General features: G+C 44.3%; 15 protein-coding genes and 1 tRNA gene. 4 read left to right on the forward strand and 12 right to left on the reverse strand.

The window, feature by feature from the left end; translation table 11 throughout:
• Positions 1 to 115: 115 nt before the first annotated feature.
• The 4 genes from OW495_RS18230 to mutY form a co-directional block, all read right to left on the reverse strand.
• Positions 116 to 191 (reverse strand) — tRNA-Phe (locus OW495_RS18230).
• Between the two features lie 103 nt (positions 192 to 294).
• On the reverse strand, positions 295 to 1,428 hold the full coding sequence (gene mltC, locus OW495_RS18235) for a membrane-bound lytic murein transglycosylase MltC (protein ID WP_289887680.1): 1,134 nt from the start codon (positions 1,426 to 1,428) through the stop codon (positions 295 to 297).
• 69 nt (positions 1,429 to 1,497) lie between these two features.
• Positions 1,498 to 1,770, reverse strand: a complete 273-nt coding sequence (locus OW495_RS18240; protein ID WP_004735465.1) for an oxidative damage protection protein — start codon at positions 1,768 to 1,770, stop codon at positions 1,498 to 1,500.
• 28 nt (positions 1,771 to 1,798) lie between these two features.
• Positions 1,799 to 2,860: an A/G-specific adenine glycosylase gene (gene mutY / locus OW495_RS18245; RefSeq protein ID WP_017084370.1), complete on the reverse strand. Its 1,062-nt coding sequence runs from the start codon at positions 2,858 to 2,860 to the stop codon at positions 1,799 to 1,801.
• 165 nt (positions 2,861 to 3,025) lie between these two features.
• Between mutY and trmB the strand changes: the two genes are divergently transcribed.
• Together trmB and glsB are read left to right on the forward strand one after the other, a co-directional pair.
• Positions 3,026 to 3,745, forward strand: a complete 720-nt coding sequence (trmB, locus tag OW495_RS18250; RefSeq protein WP_004735468.1) for a tRNA (guanosine(46)-N7)-methyltransferase TrmB — start codon at positions 3,026 to 3,028, stop codon at positions 3,743 to 3,745.
• A gap of 183 nt (positions 3,746 to 3,928) precedes the next feature.
• A complete protein-coding gene (gene glsB, locus OW495_RS18255) occupies positions 3,929 to 4,849 on the forward strand; it encodes a glutaminase B (protein WP_009847707.1) in 921 nt (306 codons plus the stop codon).
• Positions 4,850 to 4,930: 81 nt separating this feature from the next.
• On the opposite strand, the gene hemW is transcribed toward glsB, so the two are convergent.
• From hemW to OW495_RS18290, 7 genes are all read right to left on the reverse strand, one after another.
• A complete protein-coding gene (gene hemW, locus OW495_RS18260) occupies positions 4,931 to 6,118 on the reverse strand; it encodes a radical SAM family heme chaperone HemW (protein WP_289887681.1) in 1,188 nt (395 codons plus the stop codon).
• Entirely contained in the window at positions 6,118 to 6,717 is a 600-nt protein-coding gene (locus tag OW495_RS18265; protein ID WP_017080776.1) for an XTP/dITP diphosphatase, read from the reverse strand. Before OW495_RS18265 ends, hemW begins: the two co-directional genes overlap by 1 nt.
• Before the next feature lie 48 nt (positions 6,718 to 6,765).
• Positions 6,766 to 7,197, reverse strand: coding sequence for a DUF4426 domain-containing protein (locus tag OW495_RS18270; protein WP_017103296.1), 432 nt, complete (start codon positions 7,195 to 7,197; stop codon positions 6,766 to 6,768).
• Positions 7,198 to 7,225: 28 nt separating this feature from the next.
• Entirely contained in the window at positions 7,226 to 7,516 is a 291-nt protein-coding gene (gene yggU, locus OW495_RS18275; RefSeq protein WP_289887682.1) for a DUF167 family protein YggU, read from the reverse strand.
• A 29-nt stretch (positions 7,517 to 7,545) separates the two neighbouring features.
• Positions 7,546 to 8,103 (reverse strand): YggT family protein, encoded by a 558-nt coding sequence (locus OW495_RS18280; RefSeq protein WP_017085771.1) that lies wholly within the window; start codon positions 8,101 to 8,103, stop codon positions 7,546 to 7,548.
• 76 nt (positions 8,104 to 8,179) lie between these two features.
• Positions 8,180 to 8,998: a pyrroline-5-carboxylate reductase gene (gene proC, locus OW495_RS18285; RefSeq protein WP_289887683.1), complete on the reverse strand. Its 819-nt coding sequence runs from the start codon at positions 8,996 to 8,998 to the stop codon at positions 8,180 to 8,182.
• A 100-nt stretch (positions 8,999 to 9,098) separates the two neighbouring features.
• Positions 9,099 to 9,803: a YggS family pyridoxal phosphate-dependent enzyme gene (locus OW495_RS18290; RefSeq protein ID WP_065110764.1), complete on the reverse strand. Its 705-nt coding sequence runs from the start codon at positions 9,801 to 9,803 to the stop codon at positions 9,099 to 9,101.
• Positions 9,804 to 9,829: 26 nt separating this feature from the next.
• On the opposite strand from OW495_RS18290, the gene OW495_RS18295 reads away from it, so the two are divergent.
• Positions 9,830 to 10,867, forward strand: coding sequence for a type IV pilus twitching motility protein PilT (locus tag OW495_RS18295; protein WP_004735478.1), 1,038 nt, complete (start codon positions 9,830 to 9,832; stop codon positions 10,865 to 10,867).
• Between the two features lie 14 nt (positions 10,868 to 10,881).
• On the forward strand, positions 10,882 to 11,991 hold the full coding sequence (locus OW495_RS18300; protein WP_102286228.1) for a PilT/PilU family type 4a pilus ATPase: 1,110 nt from the start codon (positions 10,882 to 10,884) through the stop codon (positions 11,989 to 11,991).
• Between the two features lie 104 nt (positions 11,992 to 12,095).
• Here OW495_RS18300 and OW495_RS18305 read toward each other — a convergent pair whose 3' ends face one another.
• Complete coding sequence (locus tag OW495_RS18305; RefSeq protein WP_170960663.1) at positions 12,096 to 12,257, reverse strand: hypothetical protein; 162 nt, start codon at positions 12,255 to 12,257, stop codon at positions 12,096 to 12,098.
• Positions 12,258 to 12,333 lie beyond the last annotated feature (76 nt).

The raw sequence follows: 12,333 nt of genomic DNA on the forward strand, positions 1-12,333 counted from the left end.
TGATTACAAGTCAGTTGCTCTACCTACTGAGCTAAGTCGGCACACTAAATTCTTTATGCTTTTGTTCGTGTTGCTACTCCCTGTTAAAGAGTAATGACACCAACAAATCAAATTGTGGTGCCCGGAGGCGGAATCGAACCACCGACACGAGGATTTTCAATCCTCTGCTCTACCGACTGAGCTATCCGGGCAACGGAGCGCTATTAAACGGATTTTCTGCATAACCGTCAACACCTTTTTTGAAAATAATTAAAAAAAACGTTCGTTAGTTGTTTTTTTATTCAAAAGTGAGGCTTACGTTTTACCTTGGTTAAAATCTTTCTTGAATTTTGTTACTTTTTCTAAGTATCGACGCGACTCTTTGTTTGGGTGTTTCTTTGTAAGTGCCCAGTAAGCTTGACTAGGTTGCAATGAGTTTAAGTCACGCATTGCCCGCTTTCTGTCCTTACTGAAGGTATTGAGTACCCCACCAGTGCCACCGTTGTATGCTGATATCATGCTGTATTCGAGTGTGGTTGGGTGCTGCACGTCCTTCAAATAACGATTTTTAAGGATGTAAAAGTACGCAGTACCAGCATCTATGTTGTTTTCTGGATTGAATAAGTACTCAGGACTTGGTTCTCCAGGTTTCTTTTTGACGAGCTTAAAGACATCTCGGCCTGCCGTTTTTGGGACCACCTGCATAAGACCATAAGCATTCGCCCAGCTCACGGCGTATGGATTGAAACTGCTTTCTGTTTTGATGATTGCGTAAATCAAGTCTTCAGGAATGTCATAACGTTGAGATGCGCGACGAACGATATCTGCGTACTTATAGCTTCGTTTGCTGGCGTGATCGGCCACCATTGGAATTTCGACGTAATACGCTTTTTTAAAGTCGACTTCCTTGGTTTTTAGGTTATTGGCGATCAGGTAATCAGCAAATTTGTTAGCACGCCATGTCCATTGGATTGGCTTCTTATCCTGATCAACGACTTGGTTATATAGGAAAGGTTGACCTTCTAACTTGATGCTTTTGGAAGAGAATAGATCGACATTTGCAGGATCATCTGGCGTTAAAAGTGTCGTCATTATTGCATTTTTGAGGTGTTTTTTAGGATCAGTTGAGGATACGGTTTCAACTGTAATTAGACCTTGGCTAAAGTTTACTTCTGAACGACTCAAGTAATTATCTATGTATTTCACATACTTACTCTTGCCCGCCATCTTTACTTCACTGCTGCCCCAACGTTTTTGGATGTTGCCAGAAAAGCTATTAATTAAAGAATCTAACGCCCCTGTGTCTTTTTCAAATTGACCGGGTAGCTCCGCTAAATTACTTACAAATCGGTTGGTTGGTTCGTAATTAACATCATAAATGCTTTCGACAAATTCACGACTGCACCCAGTTAACAACATGGCTGTTAGGAAGTAACTTAGCTTTTTCATAGTTCCTCATACAAAAATGACATCGCAGCGTTAACCATGATGTCATTAAAATTTGCTTAAATAAATGTCTTATTCGCTTGGTGGAGTGTAGCCATCAATAACGACATCTTTACCTTCAAAAAGGAAGTTAACCATCTCAGTTTCAAGAAGTTTACGATGTTCAGGATCCATCATGTTTAGCTTTTTCTCATTGATAAGCATGGTTTGCTTGCTTTGCCATTGTCCCCAAGCTTCTTTAGAGATGTTGTCAAAGATACGCTTACCTAAGTCACCTGGGTAAAGTTGAAAATCTAGGCCTTCAGCATCTTTTTGAAGGCGAGCACAAAATACAGTGCGGCTCATAGTGGTTCCTCTTATCGCGTTCGTTGATTCAAACGTCGTCGTTCAGTTCAAAGGGTAGGCTCTCAATAAGCTGCTTTACAGGAGCAGCTAAGCCAATTTCTTCCGGTTTTGATAAGTTATACCAGAGACCTTTAGTCCCTTCCATTATCAAATCTGGTTGTTTATCTAATTTTACTAATACAGGTGTGATATCTAAGTGGTAGTGGCTGAAAGTATGTCGAAACGCAATCATGGTCTTGATCGAATCGGTTTCATTGTCTTTGATCGAACGAAGATCTAATTGATGTTCGATCTCTGCGTTTTCATTTTGAGGGAAACAGAACAGTCCTCCCCAGATACCAGACTGAGGGCGTTGTTCGAGCCATACTTGATTATCGTGGTATAGAATCACAAACCATGTTTCTTTTATTGGCTTTTCTTTCTTTGGCTTCTTGCCAGGGAAATCGAGCTGTTTATCGAGCTTCTTAGCTTCACACATGCTTTCAATCGGGCATAAGGTACATTTAGGCTTGCTACGGGTACAAACCATCGCACCCATATCCATCATGGCTTGATTGTACTTATCGACATCTTGATTGGGAGTGTGTGCTTCTGCGTGCTCCCAAAGCTGGTTCTCGACTTTCTTTTGCCCCGGCCAACCTTCTACTGCGAAGCTTCTCGCTAAGGTACGCTTGACGTTGCCATCAAGAATCGCATGAGGGAGTTTATGCACGGAGGACAGCACTGCAGCGGCAGTAGAGCGTCCAATACCCGGTAGCGCGTTCATTTCTTCGATAGAAAGCGGAAATTCACCACCGTATTGCTCGGCAACAATTTTGGCTGCCTTATGCAAGTTACGAGCTCGCGCGTAATAGCCAAGCCCTGTCCATAAGTGAAGTACCTCGTCTTGCTCGGCGTTCGCTAGGTCAATAACCGTTGGAAAGCGTTCTAAGAAGCGCTGGTAGTATGGAATCACCGTGGCGACTTGAGTCTGCTGAAGCATGATTTCAGATAGCCAAACGGTGTAGGCGGTTTTGTTTTGTTGCCAAGGTAATTCTTTACGCCCAAAGGCGTCATACCACTTTAATATGGCGGTTGCGAAAGGAGTCACGACATGCTCTATGCTTTGCTATTATTAGGAGTGAAATTGCACCACACTTACGGTTGGATGTAAAACAGACAAATTGTGTGGGAATTTATCCACGGAAAGACTTGCACCGGAGGCAATTCTTTGGATAATCCCCGCTTTGATTAATCAATGTGCAGGCAAAAATCAATGAGTGAAGTGACCACTAACGAATATACTGAAGACGGCAAACTGGTTCGTAAGATCCGTAGTTTTGTTCGCCGCGAAGGCCGCTTAACAAAAGGCCAAGAAAACGCGATGAACGAATGTTGGCCAACAATGGGTATCGACTACAACCCAGAACTTCTTAATTGGAAAGAAGTGTTTGGCAACGACAACCCTGTTGTACTAGAAATTGGCTTCGGTATGGGTGCATCACTGGTTGAAATGGCAAAGAATGCGCCTGAGAAAAACTTCTTAGGTATTGAAGTTCATAGCCCAGGTGTTGGTGCGTGTTTAGGTACAGCTCGCGATGCTGGCGTAACTAACCTGCGTGTAATGTGTCACGATGCAGTAGAAGTATTTGAACACATGATCCCAGACAGCAGCCTGCATACACTGCAACTGTTCTTCCCTGACCCATGGCATAAAGCTCGTCACCACAAACGTCGTATTGTTAAGGCTGAGTTTGCTGAGATGGTTCGCGGTAAGCTGCAACTTGATACTGGTATTTTCCATATGGCAACAGATTGGGAAAACTACGCAGAACATATGATTGAAGTGATGAACGTCGCTCCAGGTTTCGAGAATATCGCTGAAGATGGTGATTACATTCCTCGTCCAGACGAGCGTCCACTGACTAAGTTTGAAGCTCGTGGCCACCGTTTAGGTCACGGTGTTTGGGACATTAAGTTCAAGCGTACTAAGTAATTCTGAATAAAAAATGAAGGTGAGATCGGATTAAGATCTTAACCTTACATTTTATGGGATTGATAAAAGCCAACATTATTGTAGTGTTGGCTTTTTTGTCCTTAGGCTTTTATCAAATTAGAAGTTTAAGGACAAAACTGAATGTCACACCCCTACAAAAATAACAATAAGAAGTAAGCTCACATGAAACCAACTCAAGCTATTTTAGCCGAGATTTTAGACGAAGTTCGTCCCTTAATTGGTCAGGGAAAGGTCGCTGACTATATTCCTGCATTGGCTCGCGTATCGAACCAGAAACTGGCGATTGCGGTATACACCAATGAAGGTGAAGTTATTCAAGCTGGCGATGCTGATGAAGCATTCTCAGTGCAATCTATTTCGAAAGCTCTGAGCCTGACGCTAGCAATGGTGTTGTATAAGCCGGAAGAAATTTGGCAACGCGTTGGGAAGGAGCCTTCAGGACAAGCCTTTAACTCGATGATTCAGCTTGAGATGGAACACGGCATTCCTCGTAATCCGTTTATTAATGCTGGCGCTATTGTAGTTGCCGACTTATTACAAAGCCGTCTATCAGCACCAAGACACCGTCTATTAGAATTTGTCCGTCAGCTATCAGGTGATACACATATCGTGTATGACAAGGTTGTGGCGGCTTCTGAGATGATGCACAGCGATCGTAATGCGGCTATCGCTTATTTGATGCGTTCATTTGGTAATTTTGAGAACGATGTTATTCCCGTACTCAACAATTACTTTCATGCTTGTGCGCTTAAAATGACCTGTGTGGACTTGGCGAAAACCTTTAGCTATTTGGCGAACAAAGGCGTGTCGGTTCAAACCAAGAAAGAGATCATCACGCCAGTTCAAACCAAACAGCTGAATGCTTTGCTTGCGACATGTGGTTTGTACGATGGGGCGGGAGAGTTTGCCTATCGTGTTGGTATGCCGGGTAAATCGGGTGTTGGCGGTGGGATTATTGCGATTGTTCCTGGCGAAATGACGATCGCGGTGTGGTCTCCGGAACTGGACGCGTCGGGTAATTCACTAGCGGGAACTCAGGCTTTAGAATTGCTCTCTGAGCGTATTGGTCGTTCTATTTTCTAAGTTCTAAGTTCTAAGTTCTAAGTTCTAAGTTCGACAAAAAGCCTCTCGTGATGAGAGGCTTTTTGTATTCTAGCGTTCGAACTATTCGTCTTCTTCTGCCATAAAGGCTTCAAGCAAATCGTTTAAGAAGAGTTTTCCTTTTTCAGTGATCTGCCAATGGCTGTCAGTTTCATTAAGATAACCGAGCTCTTTAGCCCATTCTATCGTTGGCTGAATCGAATTAAACTCTAACCCAGTCGTATCAATGAAGTCTTGTTTTGGACACGCTTCCATTAGCCTGAAGCGGTTCATGAAGAACTCGAAAGGGCGGTCGTCATTAGGTACTTCAAGTTCATCCGACAGATAGGGTTTCACCAGATTCTGATACGCGGCTAGGTAGCCTCTAGGGTGTTTAACCTTAGTGGTGCGAACAATTCGTCCATCTGCAAAGCTCAGCTTGCCATGAGAGCCACAGCCAATACCTAGGTAGTCACCAAAGCGCCAGTAGTTGAGATTATGCTGACACTGATATCCCGGCTTGCTGTAGCCTGAAATTTCGTACTGTACATAACCTGCGTCTGCGAGCTTCTTATGGCCTAAGTCGAAGATATCCCAAAGGTCATCATCGTCAGGCAGCTTTGGCGTTTTGTAATAGAACATGGTGTTAGGTTCTATTGTTAGCTGATACCAAGATAAATGTGGAGGATTAAGCTCGATTGCTTTGTCCAAATCAGCCAAGGCCTGATCAATGCTTTGATCGGGTAAGCCGTGCATTAGATCTAGGTTGAAGCTATTTAATCCAATTTTATGTGCTAAGTGAGCTGCGTTGACCGCTTCATCTTGACCATGAATACGCCCAAGCCTTTCCAGTTTCTCTTGCTCAAAACTTTGTACACCCACCGAGATTCGAGTTATACCTGCTTTTTGGTAACCAGCAAAACGCTCAGCTTCGATAGTTCCCGGATTAGCTTCCATGGTGATTTCTATTTCAGGCTTGAACGGGATGCGTTGTTCAATGCCTTGCAGCAATCGACCTATTCCTTCTGGAGAAAATAGACTCGGTGTGCCGCCACCAATAAAGATCGAATGCAATGGGCGAGGTGCGCCATTGAGTTGGTATTTTTCGATATCGGTATCGAGATCCTCAAGCAGAGCATCTATATACTCTTTTTCAGGAATCTCGGCTTTTAGAGCATGAGAGTTAAAATCACAATACGGACACTTTTGTACACACCATGGAATGTGAACATAGAGGCTGAGTGCGGGTGGTATTAGCGCTGCATTGTGCATTACAGAGCTTGCTCCTTGAGAGTCTTGAATAATGACGCGAGGGCTTTACCACGGTGTGACAGTTGCTTCTTACGTGACGATTCAAGCTCTGCTGAGGCGCAGTTATCTTCTGGTACAAAGAATACAGGATCATAGCCAAAGCCATTCTCACCGTGTTCTTCAGTCAGAATGCGACCTTCCCATTTACCGTGACATACTAATGGAGTCGGATCGTTTTCGTGACGCATTAGTACCAATACACAGTGAAAACGAGCTGTGCGTTTTTCAACGTCGACACCTTGCATAGCATCTAACAGCTTTTCGATGTTTTGCTTATCAGTCGCCCCTTCACCTGAGTAACGCGCTGAGTAGATACCGGGTGCACCATTAAGGTAATCAACTTCTAAGCCAGAATCGTCAGCAATGGCTGGCAGCCCTGTTTCTTTCGCAGCGTGGCGAGCTTTGATGATGGCATTTTCAATGAAAGTCGTTCCCGTTTCAGCGACTTCTGAAACGTTAAATTCACTTTGCGCGACAACGTCGAAACCAAACTCAGACAGAATATCTGCCATCTCGCGAACTTTGCCTTGGTTGCCTGTTGCTAAAACAATCTTACTCATGGGGATGTGGCTCTAATAAGTTAATGACTAGAAATGTGATCTTTGAAGCTACTCTTCTATATAGAATTTTTGTGTGAAACGCAGTGGTCCAGTGCCTTTCAAACCTGCGTTAACATCAATATCAAAAGTGATGTTCTCTTCGTGAGTGATAGGGAACTCAGCAAGGTAATAAATCGCATCACCTTCCTTTATTTCACGGAAGTTAAGCGTACGAGTATTGCCTACTAGGTTTCGTGCTGTTCCCGTAATTTTAGCCGTTGTTGCAGGCTTGCCTAGAGAAGCGTTGTCTAGCACGCTGATATTTAGAATCGCTGAGTATCCGTTTCGTTTCAGCTTATATTGCTTAGCGACCTGCGCAGTTAAAAACGTGGAATTGAAAGCCGAGTAATGAACCTCGACATCCTTGATACTTTTAAACTGTCCTGCCGAGCTTGGTAGGGCAATCAGAGCGGTGAGTAGTGCTGTTATCCATAGACGCATAATGACTCCAATAAATAGCAAAAAGCCATCATAGGATGGCTTTGACTTCAGTTGGGATCTGGCTTGGTGAGCATATTCGAACTTGCTTATGCCGACCGAGCTCTCCCTTTTCTATATTAATTTGCCCTTTCGCGACCTTAAATTGTTTCGCAAGGTATTTCGCTAAGTGAGCATTTGCTTTGCCATCAACCGGTGGTGCAGTAATGGCAATTTTCAGTTCCTCTCCGTGTAAGCCAACGATTTTATCGCGGCTTGCCTTGGGTTGGATATAGAGCCGAAGAAGAATATCGTCTTCTTCGGCCCAAACTGCTTTTGGCATCGTCAAAGTACCTGAGGTTCGTACTTGAATTATAGCTGATACCAAATAGGACCGATCATGTCGCCCATTAGGAAGTTCGCAAATTGCAGAACAATGAACAGAACCAGCACACTTAGATCGAAGCCACCCATATCAGGAAGGATACGACGAATTGGAATTAGCATTGGTTCTGTTAACTGGTGGAATACGTATTCGATTGGGCTACGGCCTTGGCTAACCCAGCTCAGGATTGCACGGATTAGTAGAACCCAGAAAATCAAGCCACCGGCCGCTTTGAGTAGAGATAGTGCGCCAAAGATCAGGAAGCTAATATCAAATACAGCTGCACCGCCAGAGATAATCAAGTTTAGAGCGACGAACTTAAGTACACACAGCACATAAGCGAATACAACCGTCGCAAGGTCAAGGCTGCCTATTGATGGAATTACTCGGCGTAGTGGGGCAACAACCGGTTGTGTCGCTTTTACGATAAATTGTGAGAATGGGTTGTAGAAATCTGCACGTGATGCTTGTAGCCAGATACGCAAGATCACAACCATGATGTAAAGATCAAAAACGGTCGAGATCAGAAAGCTCATCGAATTCATATTGTTTCCTTTTTCGGATTTACTTGCCGCTTAGGTATAACCCGAACGACACAATGCTTTTGTACTGTAACTAGTATTAAAACAGTTTTTCCATCTCTTCAGCTCGAGCAACCGCCGCTTGCATGGCTTTTGCTACGATATCTGACAGTTGATGTTCGTTAAACGTGCGCAGTGCTTCCGCGGTTGTACCGCCTTTTGAAGTCACCTGTTCACGTAGAGTAGATAACTCAGTATTTGGATTCGCAACCACCATTTCTGCCGCACCTAATGCAGACTGCTGCACTAGTTTACGAGCGGTTTCTTGGTCAAAACCTTGGTTGATAGCTTCAGCTTGCATCGCTTCCATAAACAGGAAGAAGTATGCCGGAGCGCTACCTGCAGCTGCAATGATGTTGTTGATGCCAGACTCTTGTTCAACCCAGCTTACTTCACCTACGGCTTGCATTAGCTGAGAAGCGAACTCTTTATCGCCCTGACTAACCGTTGAGTCAGCATAAAGACCGCTCATCCCCTTACCAAGCAGTGATGGCGTGTTTGGCATAACACGTACAAGGTTTAGCTGGCAGTTTAACATCTCATTGAGTCGATTCGCATTAATACCCGCTGCAATCGAGATAACCAGTTTGTTGCTAAAATCGATGTTTTGTAAGGGTTTGCATACATCAGCCATCATTTGTGGCTTCACGGATAGCACTACAACGTCAGCTTGTTCTGCTGCGGCAATATTATCGCTGGTGGTATTGATGCCGTACTCTTGCTCTAACGGTAGCCTTCTGGTGTCTGAAGGCGCTGTTGCAGTAATCTTTTGCGCTGGGTAACCACTCGCCACTAAGCCCGCTACAATCGAGCGAACCATATTTCCCGCCCCAATAAAGGCGATGTTCTTATGTTCCATATATAAAATCCTGAGCGTGTCGCTGCGCGGTTAAAGCGAAGCGGTATCAATACTGTATTTTTCGTTGCTTGCTGTAGCTATTTTTTGCTGCTTGCCGTCGTTATTTCGCGTAATCACGAGCACCGAAGATAGCCGTTCCAATACGAACCATTGTGCTACCGGCCTCAACTGCTGCATCCATATCACCACTCATACCCATCGAAAGGGTATCTATGTTTGGATACTTCACAGCTAGCTTGCCTTTAAGATCCGCCAGTTGAGAAAATGCATTAAGCTGAGATTGATAGTCAGATACGTTTGCAGGAATCGACATCAATCCTCTTAAGGTGAGGTTAGGGAGCGACGAAATCAACTCTGCAAGTGCAAAAACTGTCTCTTCTGACGTTCCTGATTTCGAATCTTCACCACTCGTGTTCACTTGAATGAGTACTTGTAGAGGTGGAAGCTCGTTTGGTCGTTGATCATTAAGCCTTTGCGCGATTTTATCGCGATCGACAGAATGCACCCATTGGAAGCTTTCAGCGATAGGGCGGGTTTTATTGGATTGAATTGGGCCAATAAAATGCCATTCTAAATTTAGGTTAGAATGTTGTTCTGAAAAGTGTTTTACTTTATCGACACCTTCTTGAACATAGTTTTCACCAAAGGCAACTTGGCCTCCGAGTGCGGCTTCTAGAATCGCATCAATAGGTTTAGTTTTACTGACGGCTAAAAGTTGCACGGACTCTGGAGCTCGTCCGCACTTTTGCTCAGCACTACGAATCTGTGAGGTGATTTGTTCGATATTTTGTTGAATACTACTCATAGCTGACTTTACTTAAGGGAAAATAAATGGATATCACTGAGTTACTAGATTTTAGTGTAAAGCATAACGCGTCAGATCTACATCTTTCTGCGGGTGTATCTCCAATGGTACGTATAGATGGTGAAGTAAGGAAGCTTGGAATACCAGCTTTGAGTCATGCTGATGTGCATCGTTTGGTTTTTGAGATCATGAGTGATTCACAACGCGGTGAGTTTGAAGAAAAACTGGAAGTCGACTTCTCTTTTGAATTACCCAACGTTGGTCGATTCCGTGTTAATGCTTTTAACCAATCTCGTGGCTGCTCTGCTGTGTTTCGCACCATTCCAGTAGAGATTCCTACCCTTGAACAGCTAGGGGCACCAGAGATCTTTGAAAGAATATCTAATTACGAGAAAGGTTTAGTCTTGGTGACAGGGCCGACGGGTTCGGGTAAGTCGACAACTTTGGCTGCGATGGTGGATTACGTTAACCGAAACCATAATAAGCATATCTTGACGATTGAAGACCCGATCGAATTTGTTCATACCAACAACAAATGCTTAATCAACCAACGAGAAGTGCACCGCGACACTCACAGCTTCAAAGCTGCGCTGCGCAGTGCGTTACGTGAAGATCCAGACGTTATCCTTGTTGGTGAGCTTCGTGACCAAGAGACGATCAGCTTAGCGCTAACCGCAGCTGAAACTGGTCACTTAGTGTTTGGTACCTTGCACACGAGCTCTGCGGCAAAAACTATCGACCGTATTATCGATGTATTCCCGGGTAGCGACAAAGATATGGTGCGTTCAATGTTGTCTGAATCGTTACGTTCGGTGATCGCCCAGAAGCTGTTAAAGCGTGTCGGTGGTGGTCGTGTGGCTTGTCATGAAATCATGATGGCGACACCTGCGATTAGAAACTTGATCCGTGAAGACAAGGTCGCGCAGATGTATTCGATAATTCAAACGGGCGCGGCACATGGTATGCAGACCATGGAGCAAAATGCGAAGCAGTTGATGGCTCAAGGCCTGGTTGATTCAGAAGAGGTCGAGAAAAAGATCGAAATTGAAACCTCAATGTTTTAATCAAGGTGAACAAAATGGAATTGAATCAAATCCTTGAGGGGATGCTTTCTCAAAAGGCTTCGGATCTTTATATCACTGTAGATGCTCCAATCCTGTTTCGTGTGGATGGTGAACTGCGACCTCAAGGAGATAAGCTGAATGCGGCTCAAGTATCTCAGCTTCTTGATGCGATGATGGATCAAGACCGACGCGATGAATATCAGCAAACGCGTGAGGCTAACTTTGCCATTGTGCGTGATTTTGGTCGTTTTCGTGTCAGTGCGTTTTTTCAGCGAGAACTACCTGGAGCGGTCATTCGACGTATCGAAACTAACATCCCAACCTTTGAGCAATTAAAGCTTCCTGATGTACTGCAAGACCTGTCAATTGCAAAGCGTGGACTTGTGCTGGTGGTTGGTGCAACAGGTTCTGGTAAATCAACCTCGATGGCCGCAATGACGGGCTATCGTAATACCAACCGCTCAGGGCATATTTTGACGGTTGAAGACCCGATTGAATTCGTTCACGAACATAAAAAGTGCATCGTGACTCAACGTGAGGTTGGGCTAGACACCGAGAGTTACGAAGTTGCGCTTAAGAACTCTTTGCGCCAAGCACCTGATATGATTTTGATTGGCGAAATCCGTAGCCGTGAAACCATGGAATACGCGATGACCTTTGCTGAAACGGGTCATTTGTGTATGGCTACACTGCACGCCAATAACGCTAACCAAGCGTTAGAACGTATTCTCCATTTGGTGCCGAAAGAGCAGAAAGAGCAGTTCTTGTTTGATCTGTCGATGAATCTACGTGGTGTAGTTGCTCAGCAATTAATCCGAGATAAGAATGGCAGCGGTCGTCATGGTGTGTTTGAGATTCTACTCAACAGCCCACGAGTGTCTGACTTGATTCGCCGTGGTGAGTTACATGAGCTAAAAGCAACGATGGCGAAATCGAAAGAGATTGGGATGCAGACCTTTGACCAAGCTTTGTATGATTTAGTCGTTGCTGGCAAGATTAGCGAAGAGGATGCGTTCCACAGTGCAGATTCAGCCAATGACTTGCGCTTGATGTTGAAAACCAGACGTGGCGATGATGACTACGGGACTGGCGCTTTGTCTGGCGTTAAGATTGATATGGGGTAGATTCAGTGCTTAGTGCTTAGTGCTTAGTGCTTAGTGCTTAGTGCTTAATCTTAAAACCAATAAAAAACCCGCTCTAGAAGCGGGTTTTTTGTGAAGCGAGTAAATTAGTGGTTTGCAAAGCTGTTGTTATCGTTCGAGTAACCGCGTTCTTTTTCTAATTTAATTTTAGTCGGATATTGTTCGCCAGTGTAACCCGCTGAGCCACCACCCATTGAACTACATGCTGATATTGCTAGAGCGGCGAAGATTGCTAGAAAAATTTTCATGTGAACTCCCACGTTCTTATTTTTGAATTGCATCGACATTACGATGTGAAATTCGAGTGGGATCACAAGTTAGATT

Source organism: Vibrio sp. 14N.309.X.WAT.E.F5 (assembly GCF_030397615.1).
Lineage (GTDB): Bacteria > Pseudomonadota > Gammaproteobacteria > Enterobacterales > Vibrionaceae > Vibrio > Vibrio lentus.